The organism is Gelidibacter gilvus (assembly GCF_004115975.1).
GTDB lineage: Bacteria > Bacteroidota > Bacteroidia > Flavobacteriales > Flavobacteriaceae > Gelidibacter > Gelidibacter gilvus.
This window is the reverse complement of record NZ_SDDZ01000010.1, coordinates 28,016-51,948: the sequence shown is the minus strand read 5'-3', so window position 1 is coordinate 51,948 and position 23,933 is coordinate 28,016. Positions and strand designations below refer to the sequence as shown.

The 23,933-nt window shown below is 37.9% G+C and carries 22 protein-coding genes; 8 read left to right on the top strand and 14 right to left on the bottom strand.

The features are described 5' to 3' along the window. The first annotated feature begins 14 nt into the window (after positions 1-14). The 7 genes from ESZ48_RS14585 to guaB all read left to right on the top strand — a co-directional run bounded on the left by ESZ48_RS14585 (position 15) and on the right by guaB (position 9,831). Complete coding sequence (locus ESZ48_RS14585; protein ID WP_129018239.1) at positions 15-728, top strand: hypothetical protein; 714 nt, start codon at positions 15-17, stop codon at positions 726-728. A gap of 140 nt (positions 729-868) precedes the next feature. Further along, a complete protein-coding gene (locus ESZ48_RS14580) occupies positions 869-1,729 on the top strand; it encodes a hydroxymethylglutaryl-CoA lyase (RefSeq protein WP_129018238.1) in 861 nt (286 codons plus the stop codon). Positions 1,730-1,906: 177 nt separating this feature from the next. After that, positions 1,907-3,106: a DUF4856 domain-containing protein gene (locus ESZ48_RS14575; protein ID WP_129018237.1), complete on the top strand. Its 1,200-nt coding sequence runs from the start codon at positions 1,907-1,909 to the stop codon at positions 3,104-3,106. 83 nt (positions 3,107-3,189) lie between these two features. Next, positions 3,190-4,311, top strand: a complete 1,122-nt coding sequence (locus ESZ48_RS14570; RefSeq protein ID WP_129018236.1) for an imelysin family protein — start codon at positions 3,190-3,192, stop codon at positions 4,309-4,311. A 68-nt stretch (positions 4,312-4,379) separates the two neighbouring features. Further along, positions 4,380-5,744: an HTTM domain-containing protein gene (locus tag ESZ48_RS14565; RefSeq protein WP_129018235.1), complete on the top strand. Its 1,365-nt coding sequence runs from the start codon at positions 4,380-4,382 to the stop codon at positions 5,742-5,744. Further along, positions 5,725-8,148 (top strand): TonB-dependent receptor domain-containing protein, encoded by a 2,424-nt coding sequence (locus ESZ48_RS14560; protein WP_129018288.1) that lies wholly within the window; start codon positions 5,725-5,727, stop codon positions 8,146-8,148. Before ESZ48_RS14565 ends, ESZ48_RS14560 begins: the two co-directional genes overlap by 20 nt. Positions 8,149-8,358: 210 nt before the next feature. After that, entirely contained in the window at positions 8,359-9,831 is a 1,473-nt protein-coding gene (gene guaB, locus ESZ48_RS14555; RefSeq protein ID WP_129018234.1) for an IMP dehydrogenase, read from the top strand. Positions 9,832-10,372: 541 nt separating this feature from the next. On the opposite strand, the gene ESZ48_RS14550 is transcribed toward guaB, so the two are convergent. After that, positions 10,373-10,879, bottom strand: coding sequence for a GreA/GreB family elongation factor (locus tag ESZ48_RS14550; RefSeq protein WP_129018233.1), 507 nt, complete (start codon positions 10,877-10,879; stop codon positions 10,373-10,375). A gap of 260 nt (positions 10,880-11,139) precedes the next feature. Between ESZ48_RS14550 and ESZ48_RS14545 the strand changes: the two genes are divergently transcribed. After that, complete coding sequence (locus ESZ48_RS14545) at positions 11,140-12,315, top strand: dicarboxylate/amino acid:cation symporter (RefSeq protein WP_129018232.1); 1,176 nt, start codon at positions 11,140-11,142, stop codon at positions 12,313-12,315. A gap of 88 nt (positions 12,316-12,403) precedes the next feature. Here ESZ48_RS14545 and ESZ48_RS14540 read toward each other — a convergent pair whose 3' ends face one another. From ESZ48_RS14540 to ESZ48_RS14480, 13 genes are all read right to left on the bottom strand, one after another. Next, a complete protein-coding gene (locus tag ESZ48_RS14540; RefSeq protein ID WP_129018231.1) occupies positions 12,404-12,802 on the bottom strand; it encodes a GlcG/HbpS family heme-binding protein in 399 nt (132 codons plus the stop codon). Positions 12,803-12,932: 130 nt separating this feature from the next. Then, positions 12,933-13,772 carry a helix-turn-helix domain-containing protein gene (locus tag ESZ48_RS14535; protein ID WP_129018230.1) on the bottom strand — a complete coding sequence of 280 codons (840 nt, stop codon included), beginning with the start codon at positions 13,770-13,772 and terminating at the stop codon, positions 12,933-12,935. A 3-nt stretch (positions 13,773-13,775) separates the two neighbouring features. Beyond that, complete coding sequence (locus tag ESZ48_RS14530) at positions 13,776-14,288, bottom strand: GNAT family N-acetyltransferase (RefSeq protein ID WP_129018229.1); 513 nt, start codon at positions 14,286-14,288, stop codon at positions 13,776-13,778. 232 nt (positions 14,289-14,520) lie between these two features. Further along, positions 14,521-14,946 carry a DoxX family membrane protein gene (locus ESZ48_RS14525; RefSeq protein ID WP_129018228.1) on the bottom strand — a complete coding sequence of 142 codons (426 nt, stop codon included), beginning with the start codon at positions 14,944-14,946 and terminating at the stop codon, positions 14,521-14,523. Between the two features lie 186 nt (positions 14,947-15,132). Continuing rightward, the gene (locus ESZ48_RS14520; RefSeq protein ID WP_129018227.1) at positions 15,133-15,402 is read right to left on the bottom strand and encodes a hypothetical protein; all 270 of its coding nucleotides are present in this window, start codon (positions 15,400-15,402) and stop codon (positions 15,133-15,135) included. Between the two features lie 91 nt (positions 15,403-15,493). Continuing rightward, positions 15,494-15,823, bottom strand: coding sequence for a DMT family transporter (locus ESZ48_RS14515; protein ID WP_129018226.1), 330 nt, complete (start codon positions 15,821-15,823; stop codon positions 15,494-15,496). A gap of 251 nt (positions 15,824-16,074) precedes the next feature. After that, positions 16,075-16,704, bottom strand: a complete 630-nt coding sequence (locus tag ESZ48_RS14510; RefSeq protein ID WP_129018225.1) for a DsbA family oxidoreductase — start codon at positions 16,702-16,704, stop codon at positions 16,075-16,077. Between the two features lie 37 nt (positions 16,705-16,741). Further along, positions 16,742-18,586: a PLP-dependent transferase gene (locus ESZ48_RS14505; RefSeq protein ID WP_129018224.1), complete on the bottom strand. Its 1,845-nt coding sequence runs from the start codon at positions 18,584-18,586 to the stop codon at positions 16,742-16,744. Between the two features lie 109 nt (positions 18,587-18,695). Beyond that, positions 18,696-19,817, bottom strand: a complete 1,122-nt coding sequence (locus tag ESZ48_RS14500) for a DUF6920 family protein (protein WP_129018223.1) — start codon at positions 19,815-19,817, stop codon at positions 18,696-18,698. A 179-nt stretch (positions 19,818-19,996) separates the two neighbouring features. Beyond that, positions 19,997-20,797: an MliC family protein gene (locus tag ESZ48_RS14495; protein WP_129018222.1), complete on the bottom strand. Its 801-nt coding sequence runs from the start codon at positions 20,795-20,797 to the stop codon at positions 19,997-19,999. Positions 20,798-21,251: 454 nt separating this feature from the next. Next, entirely contained in the window at positions 21,252-21,740 is a 489-nt protein-coding gene (locus ESZ48_RS14490) for a hypothetical protein (RefSeq protein ID WP_129018221.1), read from the bottom strand. A 483-nt stretch (positions 21,741-22,223) separates the two neighbouring features. Then, complete coding sequence (locus tag ESZ48_RS14485; RefSeq protein ID WP_129018220.1) at positions 22,224-22,661, bottom strand: BLUF domain-containing protein; 438 nt, start codon at positions 22,659-22,661, stop codon at positions 22,224-22,226. A 190-nt stretch (positions 22,662-22,851) separates the two neighbouring features. Next, the gene (locus ESZ48_RS14480) at positions 22,852-23,724 is read right to left on the bottom strand and encodes an SMP-30/gluconolactonase/LRE family protein (RefSeq protein WP_129018219.1); all 873 of its coding nucleotides are present in this window, start codon (positions 23,722-23,724) and stop codon (positions 22,852-22,854) included. Positions 23,725-23,933: the final 209 nt, after the last annotated feature.

Below are 23,933 nucleotides of genomic sequence, written 5' to 3'. Positions count from 1 at the left end.
AATTATATTTTATTATGAAAAAAATCACATTTCTTGCAGGACTTGCTTTTATGCTCTTCTCTTGCAACTCTGAAAAAAAAGAATCTTCAGATGGTACATCGGACAATGCCACCGAGAAGGTGAGTAACAAGGACAGCGGTAAATCTTACGACTGCTTAAAAGATTTTGAGGACGATTACGGAACATTGCTTACCAAAGAGGAAATGGCCTCTGTTTATCCCATAGCTGATAAAGCGAAAGTAGAATTGCGTTCAGGCAGTTATGGTCAACATATTTACACTTGGGAAAGTGATAGGCCTTCTTTTACGATGGAAGTGAGCAATATGAAAATGGATGTTCCTGATCAAAATACCATCGGAATTAAAAATCTTTCGTTTTATTCAGATAAAAAAGAATTGAAGTCGGCCATTAGCTCTTTCGACATGAGCTATAAAAAATTGTCTGATGCCGAATTAGAGAAAATTCAGAAAAATCTAGAAAAAGCAGATGAGGAAGTTAAAGAGACCGGTAAAGACTTCATGAAAGTGAGAGCTAAATCGAGTTGGGACGCTGTTGAAGGTTTGGGTTCTAGTTCTTGGTACAAGTGGAGTGACCAATGGGGCGGGGAGTTAGTGGTTCTAGCTGGAAGAGCCAATTTTACGATCTTAACAAAAATTAGTAATGATCCTGATGAGAATCGGGAATTGGCAAAAAAACTAGCTGAAAAGGTGATTGCAAAATGTAAGTAATTGAAATGCGGACTTTTAAAAAGATTTTATTCTTAAAAGTCCGTATTTCTTCCCTTATTTATAACATTTGATATTCTAAACCCCTTCTTTTTTTGATTTGAAAGATTCCTTCATACGTAGGAATTCATATCTTTGAGCCCATGCAACAGGTTAAAATAATCGAATGTCCACGTGATGCCATGCAAGGCATCAGGGATTTTATTCCTACTGAAAAGAAAGTCCAGTACATTCAGTCATTACTGCGCGTTGGGTTTGATACCATCGACTTCGGGAGTTTTGTGTCCCCTAAAGCGATTCCACAAATGGTGGATACTGCTGAGGTGCTTTCCAAGCTTGACCTTTCCACAACCAAAAGCAAACTTTTGGCAATTATCGCCAACACCCGAGGGGCTGAAGACGCGGCCACACATCCTGAAATAAATTATTTGGGTTATCCTTTTTCAATTTCAGAAAACTTCCAAATGCGTAATACCCATAAAACGATTGCGGAATCCGTTGTGACTTTGGATGAGATTCTGGAAATCGCCGATAAGACAGGAAAAGAGGTGGTGGTTTATATCTCCATGGGTTTCGGAAATCCTTATGGCGATCCGTGGAATGTGGATATTGTGGGCGAATGGACTGAGCGTTTGGCAAATATGGGTGTTAAGATTCTATCGTTAAGTGATACGGTGGGAACGTCCAATCCGGAGAATATAAATTATCTGTTTTCTAACTTGATTCCAAAATACCCAAATATCGAATTTGGCGCACATCTTCATACAACGCCAACATCGTGGCATGAAAAAGTGGATGCGGCCTATAAAGCCGGCTGTCTCCGTTTTGATGGTGCCATTCAAGGTTTTGGCGGTTGCCCAATGGCAAAGGATGAATTGACCGGAAATATGCCCACCGAAAAATTACTCTCTTATTTTACTTCAAAACAGCGCAATACACTGAACGCCTTGAGTTTTGAAAGTGCATACAATGAAGCGACCAAAATTTTCACATCTTACCACTAAAAATTATTTTTCAGAATATTGACTTTTTTATCGCTTGCAATATTCTCATACTCAACATATAATTTAGTTTTTATTTTCTTATTTGAAATTAGTCTAAATAAGCTTTGGTGATTTTAAAATCCTAACTTATTTTTGTACTCTAAATATATCAAGTATTTATATTAAGACTAAATAAGAATGAGGAAAATTATATTAGGAATAGCCATTACTTCAGTGCTATTTACATCATGTTCAAATGATGATGACATCAATTCAAATCCGCAAGTGGAAGCACCATTAACCTATAAATTCATGAGAGATGGTAAGTCTACTGTAGATTTCAACGGTCAGACCACCCGTATTAAAATGGCTCAGGAATTTCTCTCCGCCCTAAAAGACAATACTAAATCTGCCGCTGATCTTCAGGCCATGTTCGCGCATGTTGAAGGTGGAAATGATTTTTCTGTTGCTGATTTCAATGCCTCTGGAAAAAATATACGCAGCAAAGTAGCCGCATCAAAAGACTATTTTTCTGCCAATACTACAGTTTCCAATCAAATTAAAAGCGTGATGGATTCTTGGATTGAGCAACAAGCGACTACCGTATTTACAAATTGGGAAACTATCGCAACTTCAGGAACGGCTGGCCAATTACAACAAGCCGGCGGTGGAACTGTAAGATATGTTGATGGGAAAGGTCTTGAATTGGATCAGGCTATTGCCAAATCGTTAATTGGCGGTTTAATGACGGATCAAATGTTAAATCATTATTTAAGCACTTCTGTATTGGATGAGGCTTCAAATATTCAAAACAATAATAACGGCATTGTCGATGAAGGCAAATCTTATACAACCATGGAGCACAAATGGGACGAAGCTTATGGCTATTTATACGGTAATGAAGTTAATCCTTCAGTTCCCGTTTTAGGGGCCGACAGTTTTTTAAATACCTATTTAAAGCAGGTCGATTCAGATCCTGATTTTGCAGGGACAGCTTTAGCAGTATATGATGCCCTGAAATCGGGTAGAGCTGCAATTGTAGCGACAAACTACGAAGTGAGAGATGCACAAGTTGAAATTATTAGAGAAAATATTTCAAAAGTTCCAGCCGTTCGTGCGGTTCATTATTTGCAAAGTGGAAAAGAGAAAATGGCAGCAGGAGATATGGCAAGTGCTTTTCACGCCTTATCTGAAGCCTACGGATTTATCAATAGCTTACAGTTTACAAGACAGCCAAGTACAAGTTCCCCTTATTTTACACATGAAGACGTCATGTCTTTTATGGACACCTTAATGGAAGGAAATGGCTTTTGGGATGTTTCTCCGGAAACGTTAGACAGCATGGCTGAAACTATTGCGACAAAATTCGGTTTTACAGTAGCTCAGGCAGCCAACTAAAAATAGAGGCGAAGTGGTTGCTCTTCTAGGAAGGCAATCACTTCCGCTTTAAATTTGCATAATTATTAAGAAAATCAATTCACATGATTAAAAATATAGCGTTAGTTTTTGGTTTGGCACTTATAATGGGCTGTAGCTCCACTGATGATTCGGACAAGGGCGGGTCTGGTACCGATGATTTTGACCGATCGGCATTATTGAAAAACCTGGCAGATAATATCATCATTCCAGCCTATCAGGATTTTGGACCAAAATTGACCACCTTAAAAGGATCCATTGAGAGCTTTGTGGCAACGCCAAATCAAAGCACTTTGGAAGCCGCCAGGAAAAATTGGCTGATCGCTTACAAAGCTTGGCAGCATGTGGAAATGTTCAATATTGGAAAGGCTGAGGCTTTAAATGAATATTATTATTTTATGAATATTTATCCAGTTACGGTTTCTGATATTGAGAATGGCGTAAGCACTGGCAATTACGATTTAAACACACCCAATTATCACGATGCACAAGGGTTTCCAGCGTTGGATTATCTCTTATATGGTGTTGCTGCAGATGATGCAGGAATCGTGGCAAAATTTACATCAGATCCCAAAGCAGAAGGCTACAAGGATTATTTGACCGATGTGATCAACCGAATGGACAACTTGACACAACAAGTCATCACCGATTGGACTTCTGGATATCGTGACCAATTCGTGAATTCTTCAAAAAATACGGCAACAAGTTCTTTGAACAAGTTTGTCAATGATTTTATTTTCTATTATGAAAAGGGCTTGCGTGCCAATAAAATCGGAATTCCATCAGGTGTTTTTTCTACAACACCTTTAGCGGATAAAGTGGAAGGCTACTACAATCAGGAGGTTTCAAAAGCATTGACTCTTGAAGCTCTAAATGCCGTTCAAGATGTGTTCAATGGAAAATCTTTTAATGGCTCAACAACTGGTGCGAGTTTTAAAACGTATCTGGAATATTTGAAAGTTGATAGAAATGGTCAAAACCTGAGTGCTATCATCAACGCACAATTCAATGAAGCGCGGACTAAAATAGAAGGATTAAACTCGAATTTCAGTAAGCAGATTGTCACTGATAACACAAAGATGACCGTTGCTTATGATGCTCTGCAAAGGGCAGTGGTGTATCTAAAGGTGGACATGGTCCAGGCTTTTAATATTAGCGTGGATTACGTAGATGCTGATGGCGATTAATATTTAAGGTAATACATATGACAAAGAAGATTCTTTAAATGACTTAGAGAATCTTCTTTTTTGGTTTTATGAGCACAAGGGTTAAAACATATCTAAACAATCAAACCCATCCAGCGCCCTTGGCGGTTTTTCGGATCGGCTTTGGCGTGATGATGCTTCTCAGTATCCTACGCTTTTGGTGGAATGGTTGGATAGAGACGCTTTATATCCTGCCCAAATTCCATTTTTCATATTATGGTTTTGAATGGATCAAACCTATTGGCGATTACACTTATCTGATATTTGCGGTGTGTGGAATTTCAGCATTTTTGGTGGCCATCGGATTGAAATATCGCATCGCCATCATCGCGTTCTTCTTGAGTTTCACCTATATCGAACTCATGGATAAAAGCGCGTATCTCAACCATTACTATTTTATAAGTGTGTTGAGTTTTTTAATGATTTTTTTGCCTGCAAACGCTTATTTTTCTGTTGATAATCTTCTCAAGAAGAAAACCTATACGGCCATCCCCAAATGGACCATTGACAGTATTAAATTATTGGTGGGCGTCGTTTATATCTATGCAGGATTCGCCAAAATAAACTCCGATTGGTTATTTAAAGCCATGCCGTTAAAAATCTGGTTGCCTTCAAAATATGACCTTCCTTTTATAGGAAATTCATTTATGCAACAGGAATGGTTCCACTACGCTATGAGTTGGTCTGGAATGATCTATGATTTGATCATTCCGTTTTTATTGATCACCAAACGCACGCGCTGGTTTGCCTTTGGATTGGTGGTTTTCTTTCATGTGTTCACTCGGGTTTTGTTTCCCATCGGCATGTTTCCGTACATTATGATTGTCACCACGCTCATATTTTTTGATGCGGATTTTCATCTACGTATTTTAAATGTGTTCAGAAAGCTATTGAAACCATTTAGAGTCTATTCAGAAAACTTAAAAACACAAATCTATCACTGCAAAAAACAAAAACTGGTACTCCCAATTATCACCTTGTTTTTCGTTTTTCAGATCACTTTTCCCTTTCGCTATCTTTTATATCCCAACGAATTGTTCTGGACTGAAGAAGGTTTTCGGTTTTCATGGCGGGTGATGCTCATGGAGAAAATGGGTAACACCGCCTTTAAAATTGTAGATTCAGAAACTGGACACGGCTTTTTGGTCGATAATTCCGATTTCTTAACCTCATTTCAGGAGAAACAGATGAGTTTTCAGCCAGATTTTATTCTGGAATACGCCCATTACTTGGGTGACCATTTTAAAAGTCAAGGTCATAAAAATGTTCAAGTATTTGCAGAAAGTTATGTGGCTCTCAATGGCAGATTGAGTCAGCCGTACATTGATACACGTATAGATTTATATAAAGAAAAAGAATCATTCCGGTCTAAAAACTGGATTTTACCATTCCATGATGAAATTAAAGGATTTTAGTGTTTTTATAATGTGTTTGATAGGCTTTTCGGCCTTGTCACAAAACACGGTTTCGGGAATTGTTACCAATGCACGAACCCAGCAACCAGTTGCCGATGTTGATGTTTATGATAAGGTTTCAGGCTTGTTGACCAGAACAGATGCGTCCGGATTGTACGAGTTTACCACCACAAAAAGTAATCTCACGCTGGTCTTTTTCTCTTATGAATTTGAAGCGAAAGAATTACAATTAAAAGTCAGCAGCAGTACAACATTAAATGTGTCCATAGACGAATTGGGCATTGCTTTAACTGAAGTGGAAGTCACCGCCAGAAAGACGAAAGTCTTTGAATTATCACGATTGAAGGATGTGGAGGGAACGTCAATTTTCGCTGGAAAGAAAACCGAAGTCGTTTTGGTGGAGCAGTCCATGGCGAATTTGGCCTCTAACAATGCGCGCCAAATTTACAGTCAGGTGGCTGGATTGAACATTTATCAAAATGATGATGCTGGTTTACAGCTCAATGTGGGCGGACGTGGATTGGATCCTAATCGTACCGCAAATTTCAACACGAGGCAAAACGGGTATGACATCAGTGCCGACGTTTTAGGCTATCCTGAAAGTTATTACACGCCAGCTGCTGAAGGTTTAAGTGAAATTCAGATCATCCGTGGTGCGGCGTCCTTGCAATACGGAACGCAGTTTGGAGGTTTAATCAATTTTAAGATGAAATCGCCAAATCCCAATAAACCTTTTGAACTGATTACAAGAAATACTTTGGGCAGTTTTGGTTTGTACACCAATTTTACCAGCATCAGTGGCACAAAAAATAAGTGGAGTTATTATACTTTTTTCAATTATAAGAAAGGCGATGGGTTCCGACCAAATTCCGAATTTGAATCGAAGAATGTATATGCCCATATCGGCTATCAGTTTAATGAAAACACCTCTTTAACTGGAGAGTTGAGCTATATGCGCTATTTGGCACAACAAGGTGGTGGATTGACCGATCAGATGTTTGATAACGATCCTTACCAGAGCAACAGATCACGGAACTGGTTTCAGGTGGATTGGTTATTGTACAATTTGAAATTTGAACATAAATTCACCGAGAATACCAATTTTAGCTTCAATGCCTTCGGATTGAATGCTTCACGTTATGCCTTAGGATTCAGGACCAATCGTGTGGATCAAATTGATCCAATGACAGAGCGTGATTTGATTAAAGGTGATTTTAAGAATTATGGTTTTGAAGCTCGAGTCTTGAGCAAATATGAAGTGTTTGACAAAGCCTCCACGTTTCTGCTGGGCACTAAGTTCTACCGTGCCAATAATGCAGAGCAGCAAGGTCCAGGCAGCGATGGCATCGGACCAGATTTTGGGATGAAATCAGAACGTTATCCAAATTATGCAAATCAATCCAACTTTGATTTTCCAAATTTGAATGTCGCCGTTTTCGGAGAAAATATTTTCTATGCCACCGATCAATTTTCAATCACTCCAGGATTTCGTTTTGAATATATAAAAACCCAAAGTGAAGGGTTTTATAAACGCATCAATACAGATGCTGCTGGCAATGTCATTTTTGAGGAGTCGGTGGAAGACAATCGTGATTTTGAACGTTCGTTTGTGCTCTTGGGATTGGGTTTAAGTTATAAGCCTAACACTGCATTTGAAGTCTATGGCAACCTTTCGCAAAATTACCGGTCGGTAACCTATTCAGATATCAATATCAATAATCCAGCTTTTGCCGTGAATCCGAATATTACGGATGAAAAAGGATTTACCACAGATGTGGGCATTCGTGGAAATTTCAAGAATTTAGTATCTTATGACTTGGGCGTTTTTGGTTTGTTCTATAATGGACGCATTGGTTTTGTCCAAAAAGGACTTCCTGATGGACGGGTCATCAGCGAACGTGGCAATGTTGGTGATGCCGTTTTGTATGGCGTGGAATCTTTATTTGATTTTAATCTGAAGAAAGTTTTAGAGCTCAATAATGAGTTCAGCTTGAATTATTTTATCAATTCCTCATTTATCCATTCGGAATACACGGCGTCGGAACAGTCAAACGTGAAGGGCAATCAAGTGGAATTTGTACCCGATGTGAACATTAAGACCGGTCTAAAATTTGGATATCGAAACTTTATGGCAAATGTACAGTACACCTATCTCTCACAACAGTTTACGGATGCGACCAATTCACAATCGGCAAATATCAGTGGCATCATTGGGGAAATACCGAGTTATGACATTATGGATGTGTCCTTGTCCTATGCTTACAAGCGCTTTAAATTGGAGACTGGCATCAACAATATTTTGGATAATGCTTATTTTACGAGACGAGCCACCGGATATCCGGGACCGGGAATCATTCCTTCGGCGCCCCGTAATTGGTATATGACACTTCAAATTAAAATATAATACGCGGTCTTTTTTACGGAAGATCTATTCTGGTGAGGTTATGTGGTTTAAAATCGATTGTAATACTGTGTAGTTCAGTCACTTTAAAATAAATAAATTTTGTTTTATCTGAATTTTTCAAGAGTACAGAAAGAATCAATGTTACCAAATTTTTAACCTGAATCTAAATAAATTTTCCGTAGATTTGCACGCAATTAAACCGCAATTGCAATGATAGCACACGAAAGCAAAATAGTAGGTGAGGGATTGACCTATGACGACGTTCTACTAATTCCTGCATATTCTGAAGTCCTTCCTCGGGAGGTCAATATTCAAACAAAATTTACACGTAACATTACCATCAACATTCCTATAATATCAGCAGCCATGGATACGGTTACTGAAAGCGCTATGGCTATTGCTATGGCTCGAGAGGGTGGGATAGGTGTCTTGCATAAAAACATGAGCATTGCCCAACAGGCCAATGAAGTGCGTAAGGTGAAACGTGCCGAAAGCGGTATGATCATAGATCCTGTCACTTTACCATTGACGGCAACGGTGTTGGATGCCCAGCGCAATATGGCTGAACACAGTATTGGCGGCATTCCGATTATTGATGAGAACGGGATTTTAAAAGGTATTGTGACCAACCGTGACTTACGATTTGAAAAAGATAGTTCCCGCCCAATTGTGGAAGTGATGACCAAAGATAATTTGGTAACAGCTCCCGTTGGCACGTCATTGCAAGATGCCGAAGGGATTCTTCAAAAGAACAAAATTGAAAAGCTACTTATCGTTAACGAAAATTATAATCTAGCGGGTTTAATTACCTTCAGGGATATTACAAAATTAACCACCAAACCTATTTCAAACAAGGATACTTATGGCCGTTTGCGCGTTGCAGCCGCTATTGGCGTTACTGCGGATGCGGTGGAGCGAACAGAAGCCTTAGTGAAATCGGGAGTCGATGCCGTGATTATTGATACAGCGCACGGTCATACCAAAGGTGTGGTGACGATGCTTAAAACAATCAAAAAACGATTCCCTGAACTTGAGGTCATTGTAGGTAATATTGCTACTGGTGAAGCCGCTAAGTATTTAGTTGAAGCTGGTGCTGATGGTATTAAAGTAGGTATTGGACCGGGTTCCATTTGTACGACACGTGTCATTGCCGGGGTTGGATACCCACAGTTTTCTGCAGTTTTGGAAGTTGCCGCAGCCATAAAAGGCTCTGGAGTTCCAGTTATCGCTGATGGTGGTATTCGTTATACAGGCGATATCCCTAAAGCGCTTGCAGCTGGTGCGGATACGGTGATGTTAGGTTCTTTATTGGCCGGAACAAAGGAGGCTCCAGGAGAAACCATCATATATGAAGGTCGGAAATTCAAATCTTACCGTGGGATGGGGTCTGTGGATGCCATGAAACAGGGCAGTAAAGACCGGTATTTCCAAGATGTTGAAGATGATATCAAAAAGTTGGTACCAGAAGGCATTGTAGGTCGTGTGCCGTACAAAGGCGAAGTCATTGAAAGCATCCATCAATTTGTGGGCGGATTGCGTGCAGGGATGGGCTATTGTGGTGCCAAGGACGTAGCCACCTTGAAGGAAACTGGACGTTTTGTGAAAATCACTGCTTCGGGAATCAATGAAAGTCATCCGCACGATGTGACCATTACTGAAGAGTCTCCGAACTATTCAAGATAAATAATTTAACTTCTGTAATAACAGAGCTATGATAACAAAAACACGACTTTAATTGGTCGTGTTTTTTTTGTTCTTTGTGGAACTTAGTGAATCCTTTGTGTAACTCTGTGTAATAGCTTGCTTTCAAAATTGGATTTTAGACACGAATTTCACGGATTTTCACGGATTCAGATATTTAATTAATTTGAAATTAATAATTATAATAAAACATTTGTCATCGGTGTTTCACCATATAACAGTAAAAACCCTTTGTGTAACTTAGTGATTATCTTTGTGTAACTCTGTGTCATAGATTGTTTTCAAAATTGATTTTAGACACGAATTTCACGGATTTACACAGATTCCTATATTTCATTAATTTATAACTGACATTTATAAAATCATTTGTCATCTCTATTTCACCACATAACAGTGGATGCCCTTTGTGTAACTTAGTGATTATCTTTGTGTAACTCTGTGTAATAGCTTGTTTAAAAATAAATTTTAGACACGGATTTCACGGATTTTCACGAATAACACGCCGCCTTAATCCATGTTTTATTTACTGCGGATACTCAATATTCATAACTTCAAAAGTACGATCTTCTTTTGCCAATTTTAAGACCACCGTGTCGCCAACCTTCTTATCGGTCAAGAGTCGTGCAATTGGCGAAATAAATGAGATTTTCCCTTTAGAAATATCGGCTTCATCAACGCCTACAATCTGATAGTGCTGTAGCTTTTTATCCTTCCCAATTTTTAGGCTTACCAAAGCTCCAAAGCGCACTTCATCTTGCGGCTGGGTGGTGAGATCCACAATTTTAGCCGACAGGATGCGATTATTCAACAACTGTAATTTAGCGTTGATATGATTGGTGGCGATGCGTTTTTCGTTTTCGTTGGTTATCTCCAAATTGTCGCGTTCTGCAATCAGGTTTTCATTTTCTGATAGCAGTGCGTCCATGCCAATTTGGGTCACATAATTAGTGACCCCTTCGGGTAAATCCGCTCGTGGTGCTACAAATGGCACTTCTTCCTGATCATCTTCTTTTACAAATCCTCTACTCATGCGTTACTAAATTTAATACGATCAATGATGGTTTTTATTAAAATTAAAGAATATAAAGTGTTCTGCAAAACTTAAGTCATTCTTATCCTGTTGCGATGTTGCGATTCAGTTGAAAACTTGTTTGTCAAAAATGTCGCGTTAAGACCTTAAAAAAAGAACGATCTTAAGATGCTCCTTTAGGACATTGACAGTATATTAGCGAACTCAATATAATCTACTCTAAGACTGTTTCAAAAGTCTTAAAGCAATTTGCATGTATTATGAAGCGCTTATTTTCTAATTTACTTTTTAAAGTTTTTATTGCCATAGTTTTAGGGACGGTTTTTGGATTGTACTTACCTGAATCCATCAATAGAATCTTCACGACCTTTAATGCCTTTTTTGGACAATTTTTAAGTTTTTCGATTCCATTAATTATTATGGGATTGATCATGCCGGCCATTGCCGATTTAGGTCGAGGTGCTGGTAAATTATTACTGCTCACTGCTGCCATTGCCTATGGCTCGACCTTGTTTTCAGGGTTTATGACTTACTTTACAGCTTCCAACATATTCCCTCAGCTTTTAGAATCAAGTGTTAACCATACGGCTGATATCACCGATTCCGGTCCTGAATTGTTGCCCTACTTCAGTCTCACCATCCCACCGGTATTGGACGTTATGACCGCATTAGTGTTGGCATTTGTGATTGGTTTGGGTCTTTCTTATCAAGAAAAATCAAGTTTAAAATTGGTGATTAAAGATTTTGAAAAAATTATCATGCAATTAATAACCAACGTTATTGTGCCTTTATTACCACTTTTTATTTTAGGCATTTTTGTGAGCATGGCGTTTAGCGGTCAAGTGTTTTCAATATTTACCGTTTTCCTAAGTATAATAGGCGTCATTTTCGCCTTACACATTTTACTGCTATTGTTACAATACACTATAGCGGGACTGTTTACAAAGAGAAATCCGATAAAATTATTGGCCACCATGATGCCCGCCTATTTCACCGCATTAGGAACACAATCATCAGCGGCTACCATTCCTGTGACCTTGGAACAGACCTTAAAGAATGGGGTTTCAGAGAAAATAGCGGGATTTGTTGTTCCCTTATGTGCTACCATTCATTTATCTGGAAGTATGATGAAAATTACCGCCTGTGCCATGGCATTGATGATTTTACAAGGTGTGCCTTTTAGTTTTACACTTTTTGCTGGATTTATATTCGTGTTGGCCATTGCTATGATTGCAGCGCCAGGAGTTCCCGGAGGCGCGATAATGGCAGCTGTTGGCATCTTGCAATCTATGTTAGGTTTTAACGAAGAGATGTTGGGTTTGATGATTGCCCTTTACATCGCTATGGACAGTTTTGGCACCGCTTGTAATGTTACTGGAGATGGCGCTATTGCGCTCGTCGTGAATAGGGTCACCAAAGAAAAATTGATAGCCTAAATCTTCAGGGTTTTTTCAATCTACTTTAAAATAAGAAAGAGGATAATTAAAACTTAATTATCCTCTTTTATATTTAATGCTTCTGTTTTTAGATGCTTGCTGCTCCAGCTTCTGCAACGGCATGATCATTTTCAACCGCACTTCCACTAACGCCAATAGCACCAATTATTTCGTCTTTTGAATTCTTGATTGGAATACCACCTGGGAAGGTGATCAATCCGTTATTGGAATGCTCAATATTGTATAAAGAACCACCTGGTTGTGACAATTCGCCAACAACTCCAGTATTCATATCGAAAAAACGAGCTGTTTTTGCTTTTTTGATGGAGATGTCAAGAGAACCTAACCATGCACCGTCCATTCTGGCAAATGCCACTAAATTTGCACCTGCATCTACAATGGCGATGTTCATTTTTGTGTCAATTGCAATAGCTTTCTTTTGTGCTGCTGCGATAGCTTTCTCTGCTTGTTGTAAGGTAATATTCATAATGTCTTTGTATTTATAGTGTTATTATTCAAATGCAAAGTTACTATGATGGCTGAGCTATTCAGTTATCAAAAGAGTTCAATAGCTTATGAAAAAAGGTCAATTGGAGGTCGAAGAAAATTAATTGAACTTATGAAGCGGTTTCGCTAGGGCTAAAACCGAATTTGTTTTTATAGGCAATGCTGAAGTTGGAAAGATTGTTGTATCCAAAATCCAAATAGATTTCAGAGGGTTTTAAAACACCTTCTTCCAAGGTTTCTTTTGCTTTCTGAAGTCGTTTGTCCTGTAACCATTTTCCCGGTGACACCTTATATTCACGTATAAAACGCCGTTTAAAAGTGGAGAGGCTCATATGGCATAAAAATGCGATTTCTTCTAGCCTCAAGTTGGAGTGGATCTTACTTTCAATAATCTTTTTAAAGGGTGAACTGCCATCCGCAATTAGTGACTGCAAATAGTGTTCAAATTTCTGTCCATATTTCTGGATGAGATACAGCATCAATTCTTCAAATTTCACCGACAATAGATTCTCCATAAAAATCGCAGGGGCATTGCCAATAGTCGATAAAGAATTTAAATAGGAGGTAATATAAGTGTCATTTCCAATAATAAAATAAGGACTGTCTTCTTTTACTATGATAGTATTCGCCGTGTGCTTCTCTAAAAACTCCTTCAGTATTTTTTCCGAAAAAAATAAGAGTTTACAATAATAAATGGCTTCTGTTTCGAGTAATTCTGTCCATAACCAATTCCCTTTTTTCAGCAATAAGGATTGGTCTTTGTTTACGACAACGGAGGTGCCCGCAAAGTGGACTTGTTTTTTGCCGACTTGAAGAAAACTGAACATATTCATGCTTAAGTTGACTTTACTTTTAACCACGTCACTGGTCATTTTAAAATCATAAACGAACAAATCTGGCTTCTCCATGGTTTTGGGAAGGTAGATTTCAGGGATGTTTTCTATCGGCATGTATCAAGATGTTATTTTCATTTCAAACAAACTAAACGGACCTGTTTTATAATGTTCTGGTAAATCACTGGTATATTCAATTTCCCTGATTCCTATATGTGTAAAACCAGAACCAATATAATAATTGTTTAATCTCTCATTTCCACTATGTGTGTCCATTCTGATAAAATCTATATCCTTTTTCTTTGCCAAGGCTTTGCACCATTCCACAATCTTTTTCACATAAGATCGGCCCTTGAAATTTGGGTGTGTCGCAATCCGATGCAGGTAGATGGCTTTATCATTTTCAGAATCTTTCCAAATTACCGGATCATTAAAAGTAATCACAAAGGAACAAACGAGATTATTGCCTTCCATAATTTTAAAATGCCGATTCTCGTTAATTTCCTTTTCGATGAGTGTTCTTTCAAATCCGCTCCAGCTCTTATTATTCACGGTTTTCTGATAAGCGGTTGCCGCGTCATATAAAGCAAATAGGTCGTTGATGTCGGCAAGAGTGCTAGGTGTAATAGTCATTAAAAGAGTAGTATTTGTAGATTTCTTTAATCGGGTTTCCGTAAGGATTTTCGTTTTTAATTACGGCCGATGGTCTTGTTGTGATGAAGATACTAATTTAACAAATACTTATCGAAATTGGAGATCCCTAGGAAGATTTTTGCGCAGTTCCTAGGATACTTTTAATTCAAGTTTTCAACTGAATAGGAAAGGTCATGCTTGTTTTTACTGATGCGATTGTCTTTTTATATTTTCAATGTTTCTTTTTCGCGATGAGTATGTCCACTTCCAAATACTTTTCTTTCAAAAGACTTAAAGCAAAAGCCGCTGCAGAAGCCGAAAACACTGAATAGTCAAAAACACTTTTTATCCCGATGCTAAAGGTCATGGAAAGCGCGAAGATTAAAAGTAGAATTCCACTCAGTTTTGCAAACAGTTCTGTTTTAAATCCGATAATCAGGAAGATGGCAAAAATAATTTCTGCTGCCGTAGCTACAGTTCCCAGCGTTGGTATTAAGGTATCCGGAACCCACGGATTCAATACGTGCGTATATTCTAAAAAACTGTTCCAATTTCCCCAAGCAGAGATATCTTTAGGCCACATGCCCAACCGATCTGCCGAGGCCGATAAAAACCCGACAGCAATGGCAAGCCTCAAAAAGAGTTTGATTGTTTTCATGATGCATCGATTTTTTTATGATGTTCTTGGTGACCACAAAACCAAGTGTGCTCTGTCATGAAGAGTGATTGACATAAGCTATTAAAAGTACGAAATTTGGTATTGAAATCCTACTTAAACTGGCATAGAATGGGGTTTTTAGATCGTCGAAACCTATAAGATTCCAATGGGAAATCCGTCGATCGATCAGGATTTAGAGCTGAACATCAGTTTGTAAATCCAAGTTCCGATAAAATAGAATAAAGCCAACCATCCGATCAATAGGAGAGCTCCCAAGATCCAACCTAGTGTACCAAGTGTAAATCCAAATCCAAAAAAGTAGGTTGCCATACTGTCAATAGGCTTTATGGATACTGCAATATTTTCGGGTTTTGACAAAATATCGATGAGTACTATCAAGATCAGATATCCTACCAATAGTCCTATACTTCCTGATATTATTTTGTTTTTTTTCATTGTTGTCCGGTTAAAATTGAGGAGACCCGTAAAGGGATTTAAGAATAATTATCAAATAGTACTCATGCAAATAAATATGGTTTCATTTTATTTAATTGACAGCCGATTTTGAAAAGAAGTTCATCACAAACACTCCGGCTACAATCAGTGTGATTCCAATAAGGGCAGGAAGATCTAAAGATTGTTTAAAAATAACCACCGAAATTATTGCGGAAAGTACAATTCCCAAACCACCCCAAATGGCATAAGCAATTCCCAGTGGAATTGATTTTAAGGCATGCGAGAAAAAGAAGAAACAAATAGTATAGGCAACAATGGTCAAAATGGTAGGAATGGTTTTTGAAAAGCCATTTGAGGCTTGCATAAAACTAGTGCCGATGAGTTCAAATACAATAGCTAAGGATAAAAAGAGATACTTCATGGATGATGATTTTACGTCTGCAAAGAAACGATAAATCAAAGGAAGTCAAACCGAAGATTACGACAAAATAATAATGTAATCAAAAGGTTTTAAAAAAAAAGAAGCGGCATCACTTACTGATGCCGCCATTCCTATAAATTGCTGTATCCTGTTATAAATGTTTTGAAATCAAGAAGATTCCGAAACAGATTTTAAAAAATGTGAGGTACAAATGGATCTTTTTCTCTAAATAGAAGAGAATGAGATCAAAACTAGTCGTTATAGGCTTTTTCCAGAGCTTCTAAGAACACCTCTTCTGGCTGCGCACCAGAAAATGCATGTTTATTGTTGAATACAAAAAAAGGAACTCCAGTAACGCCAATTTCTTTTGCTTGCATCTGGTCTTCGGCAACATTTTTATCTAAGGCCGAATCGTTGAGTTGTTTTTCTAAGTCTTCTGCTTCAAAACCTAAGCTTTCTCCAAGGGCAACCAACACCTTCATGTCATCAATGTTTTTACCATCGGTGAAATGTGCTTTCAACAAGAGTTCTTTGGCCTCGTTTTGTTTATTGATCTTTTTTGCGGCATGCATTAACTTATGTGCATTAAACGAATTAGCAACCACTGCATCCTTGAAATTAAAGTCGATACCCACTTCCTTCGCCATAGCGGTCGAGTTTGCCAACATCTGTGACATTTGATCTTTGTTTGCGCCCTTATTTACGAAATAATCGATCGTGGAAATGTCTGGATTGGTGCGTAAGTTGGGGTCCAATTCAAAACTTTTCCATTCAATAGAAACCTCGTCTTTATGTTTAAACTGTGAAATTGCATTTTCTAATTTCCTTTTTCCGATATAGCAAAAAGGACATCTAATATCTGACCAAATTGTAATTGTCATAATCTATTATTTATATTAATTATTTTTTATTGTTAGGTTAAATTCCTTCGACAAATTCCAAAAACACTTTTTTGTGAAGATCAAGATCCAAATCTGGTGCCAATGAAACCCGTACAATATAATCTTTGTCGCCTTCTTTGGTGGTTCCTTGCGTAGAGGTGGCGGGAACCGTCCAATAACAGCCTTTTAATTGCCCATAACTAACACAGAACTTACTTTCATGGGGAATTTTTGTAATCATTAAATTGATTAATTTAAGATTCAAAGCTCTTTTATAAGCTTCTTGTTCTTCATCAGAATTTCCTTTGGTGGGAAGGTCCAGTGAAAATACCGATGGCGTAAAACCTTGGTCCGCCAATGCTTCTGAAACAAAATTGATTTTCGCCGCAGGTAACGCGTCATGGATAAAGTTTACAAATTCTCGAGTATTTTTATAAGCAACCTTAATTCTTTGATTCATTGATGGCAATTGTTTTGCCAACACGTCCATTTGAAGATCCGTAGCCTCATTATCGCAAAGTTGGAGGTGCAGTTCTATTTTCTCCATCAAAACGTCTGTTTTTTTGTTTCCTACACAATAGCCCGCAGTACATAATCCGCCACTTGGGAATTTTGATCCGCTGGCGTATGAAATGGTGCGCACCGATGAAAGGATGTCCTCATCACCTAAAAAATGGACGTTAGGACAAAATGTCTGATCCAAAATAAACACTGGGGCAATCGCACGCTCACCATTTTTGGTATGACGTACCTTACTTAAAACCTCTTTTAATTTTGTTAGATCTGGGACTTCAACTCTTGGGTTTGTTGGAATTTCAGCAATGATATAAGGGATCGCATCGTCGTTGGCAATTTTATTTAAAACAGTGTCAATGCTTTCCACCATATCGTTGTCACCATCCACAAGTAAATCAACCACATCAACGTTGTCAAGACAAGCAGCAACGCGTCGTGCTTGATCATTAGTACCGCCATAACAGTTGGGCGGCACAATGAATTTGATGTCTTTTCCTTGATGTTGTTCCAAGGCATCGTGAATGAGCCCCATCATAATGGCATACTGCATGGAGAGTCCGCTTGAAGCTACCAATGCTTTTGAAGTGGTGTTGGTAATCTCATTGATGGTCTCTTCAACTAGGGTCTTGTTTGTTTTGATATCCGAATTTTGAGGAATAACAAAAGCCTCGTCCATGATCAATTTTAATGCTGAAAGGCAATTGGCCGGGGTCATGGCAATGGTCTCTCTTCTTCTGACGTGTTGGATTTCTGAAACATAACGTTCATTTTTGGCGCCATTTACCAAAATCACACTGCCAAGCTGATGATGTACAGTGACAAAAAAATCAATATTAGAAGTGAGGTCAACATCAAGAAAATTATCTTGATCTGAAATAAAAACGGTACTGCCCTTAAATGCAGCACTATCTTTTGTGTTTTCTACTTTCGTCAAATCAAATTGATAGCCATAAATGCGTCTCAGGATTTCGGCATCAAAATGATCAGGTAATTTATTGGTATAAACAATTTGGGTGCGTTTACCGTCTAACAAGTTTTTTCTTAGAATAGCTAAAATGGGCGCCATTCGCGATGAAAAACTGATGACATTTTCTGAGTTGAGATGATGTTGATGAGCAATTTCCCATTCTAACACACAAGATAGGGGATGGCCTAATCGGATATAATCGTAAGCCGTGGGCAAATTGTTCAATGCGGATTGTTGGTAATTATTCTCTTGAAATAAGGCTTCAAATTGGTCTAAAAACTGCGTTTTAGCCAATGCTTCATCATAAATATCAAGACGATGCGTTGTGATGGTCAACCAGCCAGAAGGCATGTTTTCCAATACGTTTTTTAAAAATTCGCCTCTTTTTTTGTCTTTCATAAAGTTGTCTTTTAATAGGCCGAGAAGGTACGATAAATAGGGGGTATTGAAAAGAGGTGTCCTAGGTTTTTTGAAGTTTTTCCCCTAGTTTTTTAGCTCAATTCTGCTATTATTTTTGTAGATTATTGGCGTCAGAACTATTTCCCACGTTGTATTTAATGTCTGTTATTTTTAGTTTTAGCCAAGTCCAAGGACCGTTTTCCAATGTCCAATCCGCTTTCAATTCTACAGGTATCTTAATTCCATTCCACGCTTCGGTTTTAATTGCGGTTACGGTCCATTCGGTAGGTTGCGCATCATTTACATCTTTATACCGCATGGCAACGAATTTTTTGAAATTGCCGTTGTTGTCAAAGTGGAACACGCCCGAACCTTTAGTTCCCTTATATTCCATTGTTCCTTTGGCGGCATATTCATCAATAGTTTCCCATGACACATAAGGACTTAAAGCAGAAGAAGGAAACCACACTATTTCAGCCAAATACCTTTGCAATGTTGCTTGATTTACTTTTTGATTATTTTTTGCATTTGCAATTGAAAAAAGTGACAGCATCTTAATGGTCATTTCTCCTTGTCCGTTTTCAAATTTGTCTCTCCCGACCACGTCTAATAATGGATTCATTTTTAAGTTGACTGACCAATTAAATGCAGGCGGTTCAATTGTGAAATATTGTTTTGCTTTTGCGTTGCTCCAATCTTTTTGGTCTGGCTTAAGCCTCATTTGTAAATTTTGTTCCAAGTAAACATTATAAATTGGCTCTTTCCCAATGGCGCCGCTAGTCAGCAACCATGTTTGGACGATTGGAGGCAATTTTGATATCATCTGTTTCGAAAGAACGCTTTTGTTCCTTGTGCTGGCAATCTCAATCATTTTGGTTATTTCATCTCCAATGGTTTTCTTAAAACTAAAAGTGGAATAGGCAATTATTGCTGAAATGAAAATGATGAGGTTTAAAATCGTCCCGAATTTGGCGTCATCCCAAAAGTTTATAATTATAACTTGGGAAAGAATCACGCCCAGCATTCCGCAAATCCACCAATAATTAGAGCGTGCAATTAATAAAACACTGGCCGATGCAAAAAAGATAAAGGTTAACACCGATGCAATTCCGAATGTTTTGGAAATCGGTTCTGAAATCACATTTAATTCAGAAAAGCCAAATGCTTCCAAAAACCCGAATAAATGGATGATTCCATGTATTCCAATCAGTAAGATTAAAGCTAGTCGCATGGTTTTCTTATGCTGTTCCGCATCGTTTATTTTTAAGGATTAGTAGCCTTCTTTAAGTAGCTAATTTAACACATAGAAATTGAATAGAAAATCCTTCCTGCCACGCTTTTGGGCAAAAAGGATTTTTGTTAATTTGTTGCACGCGCAATTTAAATTGCAAGGCGAGGTGTGTGGTAGGCTTAGTTTTTAAATACCGTTTTTCCGTCCTTGGTCAGTTCAACGTTGTCGCCTTTCCCTCTTAATTCATACTGGTCGTTTCTGTACCAAATACCTGATGCAGGTTTCTGACCAGTTAAGTCGATTTGCTCGCCGCCATTTAAATAAACTTTCGCTGTATTGGAAGTGTTATTAAAAGTCATATCCAGTGTTTGACCTTCATCATTTTTTAGAGAAGAAGTAACAATTTCATCTGTATGTGTAAAAACAACGTTCCCGTCTTTTTTCAGCTCAATATCATTCCCTTTTCCTCTTAATTCATACTGGTCATTTTTGTACCAAATTCCTGATGCAGGATTTTGGCCTTCCAAATCGATTTGTTCGCCGCCGTTTAAATAAACTTTCGCGGTATTGGTGGTGTTGTTCACCGTCATATCCAGCGTTTGTCCGTCTTTACTCTTCAAGGAGGTATTGATAATAGCATCATCGTGGGTAAAGATTACTTTTCCGTCTTTTTTCAGTTCTATATCATTGCCTTTTCCCCTTAATTCATAATGCTCGTTGGTGTACCAGATTCCTGAAGCCGATTTCTCTGCGACCAAATCAATGGTTTCTCCTTGAAAATTTAAAGTAGCAGTGCCATTGGTATTGTTAAAGGCCATTTCTAAGTTGTTTCCGTCTTTGTCGGTTGACGCGCTCTTTACGATATCGTCAGTAACTTGTTCTGTGGTTGATGTTTGTGTGTTTTCTTGCTTTGTTGAGTCTTTACATGAACTTAAAAATAATGCGGTTAGCATTGTCATTGTCAAAATTGTCTTTGTCATTTTGTTGTCTAATTGATGTTATTGTGTTCCGTTTTTCCACGGAACTTAAAATTTTTAATTCTTATTCTTATACAACATCCATGCCATTGCAACCTCATTTTGTAGTGTGATTTTAAATTATCCTAATTAATTTTTTCCTGATTCAAAAAAGCTGGAATCTTGTTCACCTCCGAAGCAATTCGCATCAGATTTATGGATTTCGGTATCTAAAATTCTTAGGGAAGGCACTAGTCGCTAACGGGAGAAACGTAAATTCACATAAAAAGAAGTCAACCATTACGTTTACAGCATTTTGTTAGGTCGTTTCGTATGACATGTGCATCTGACAGTTCATTATGCTTGAAATGTCGATTTTTCACATTATAATAGTGGTCATAATCATGGGATTATGATCTAAGGTTCAATAATGATCTAATTATTTAAAAAGCAATGGCGCTCACAAAAGGACAGGAGCTTATTTTAAGGGTTGAAAGTCTTGATTGCTGAATGGTGGCGTATCAGGTGTTTTTACAATGATATACTCCATATCCACGGCTTTGTGACACTGGTTGCAAGTGTTTGTGAGCGAGGTGTAACTGGAATTGAATAAGGCGGTATTTTTTTGTTCGATGGCCTTACTGATACTATCCAATGGCGGCATGATCATTCCTATCAATAGTGTTTCCTCTCGTCCCTCATGGAATTTTTCGATATCTTCAATAGCTTCCATGAGTTCGTGCACTTCAAAGTCGGCGAGATCCCAGTTTTCGTATAGTCCTGCAAACCATAGTTTGGAGTGGTGTGCTTGAATACTTCCCATAAAATCTCCGAAGCCCGGTTTGTAGGTGTTCTCAAGTTTCTTTTCCAAACTGTCAATTTGTTTTTGTAAACTTTGCGTTTGGTTGGTTTGTTGGTCACAGGCAAAAAGCCCTAAAGTCATCAGGATCAAAAGCGTTTTTTTCATCTTATTTTTTTTTATATGATTACGAGTTATTATTCCGGGGATTTTCTGTATAATTTTTTAAGTGGATAAACACTAATTTAACAATTATTATCCGAAAAGAGAAACACTGTTTGCCAAAAGGAGAACTAGCAGGGTATATTGCTGGTTTAGTGAACGTAATTTTAGACGCACTACTATGCGCATGATAGTTTAAATTGTAGGAGGGATGCGAGAGGTTATAAGGTTAACGGCTGCGCAATTGTGTCCTTGCTTGTTGACATAATTTCTTTTGAGGTATTGGGCAAAGCTGACGTCGCTTTTAAATGCAATCCGGTTGTGCTTTGCAAACTTTGCAATCAGCAGGGCAAATTGAACTTTTTTTATCTGCCAATGGTCTCAAAATACTGAAAAAACATCGCGAAATCAAATGGGGTAATTAGCACCGTACATAAATAATCGATTATCAAAGTGGAACATTACATTGCAAATATTACAAAGCATTATTTAATAGACCTTCTCAAATTGTTTAACCGTGCCGTCCAGTAATATTTTTTGAACGGTGGCCCAAAAAGTCAATAAGGGACTCGTAGGTTTTTCAGTAAGATCTGAAAACGTTAACAAATCGTTAACAAATGTTTTGATGTTTTTATCTTCCGGTCGGTAGAAGGCCATGTGCCATTCCTTAAAAAATCGGGTCTCCACATTAGTATCCCAAAGTAAGGTTACCGACTGATGCCGATCATCAGCCTTAATTTTTCTGTACACATGACGCACATCCTTTTTATTACCTTCAAGGATTTGGACAAAACTATTATTGTGGTAAATAAGACAACCGGAAATATTCCTAGCTGAATTCGTGGCATTGGCCTCCTCAAGGATCGCTTCTAAATCTTCAAATTTTAATCTTGGTCTTGCTATGGAGCGGTAAGTCAATTGGTACATATCTGTTTTGTTTTAAGCTTAGGCTAACACAGGTATCTATAAACCATAAATATGCTTACCTTAATCAATTACGAAAATAATAACTTTTTTATAAAAACATAATCGTTATAATTTGTTTCTACCGGGCTATTCGAATTTCTGCATGTCAACCATAAATCAAATTCATATACTTTAGCACTGTTCCGAATTTTTAGTCTAATCTATAAAATAACAGTCGGCTTTGTTTATTCATGGGTAATAGAAGCAGTTTTTTTTCTTGTATATAAGCAATATCACCTACACTTTGTCCTACTTGAAGAACTTCTTGGGTGTTGCCATCATAATCTACTAAATGGATCATGCCACTATTCCAATCAGAAATGATTAAACGGTCTTTATCATAAGGTCTAATCCCATCCAAATTACCAATGATGGTTGTTATGGAGTCTATGGCCTTTGTTGTCATGTCTATTTTAGAAACCCGACCGCCATTGGGTTGGCTTCCCCATGAGGCCACATACATGGTGTTGTTTTGTACCAACAAGCCATTTGGTCGATCTAAGTTCTCATCAGCTAACCATAAACTAAAATTACCCTGGGTATCCAATTGGTATATTTTTGAGGTGCCGGTATCAGAAACATAAACATTCCCTTGACCATCAATTGCCACGTCATTTAGAAACTCAAGACCTTCATGGCTATATTTTTTAATAATTTTTCCAGTTTTTAAATCGGCTTCAACAAGCTCATTGATATCTGATACGTAAAGTTTATATTCTGTAATTGCAATCCCTTTAGGGTCGTTGAGCCCACTTATAAATAGGGCATCGATAAGCTTACCATCTAGGTCTATAGTAGCAATAGCTCCATCGCCAGGTTCTTTTTCCCCAATTAAAGAGGCATAAATAATATTCTGCTTAGCATTATAAACTGCCGATTCGCAATGCGTCAACCCTAAAGTCTCGGTGATAAAAGTGGCCGTTGGGATTTGAACGGTGTCAGCTTGGGCTATTTCTGCGGCTTTATTATTTTTGCAGCTGGTGGTTATTAGTAACCCGAGTACTGCGTAGATAATTGGTTTCATATTTTAGAGATTTTATGGTTCATCTGTTTCAATGCTGTTTTCCCAATGTGTAAAAAGTGTTTCTATTGAGCGGTTAATTTAGTTGGTATGTTTTTAATTTTAGCCATTTAAGCATCGGTCACCCTCAATTTACGATTATTTTTAATTAATTTCTCAATATCATAAGGCCTTAATTACATTACCTTGGTTTGGCATCCAATTTTTTATGG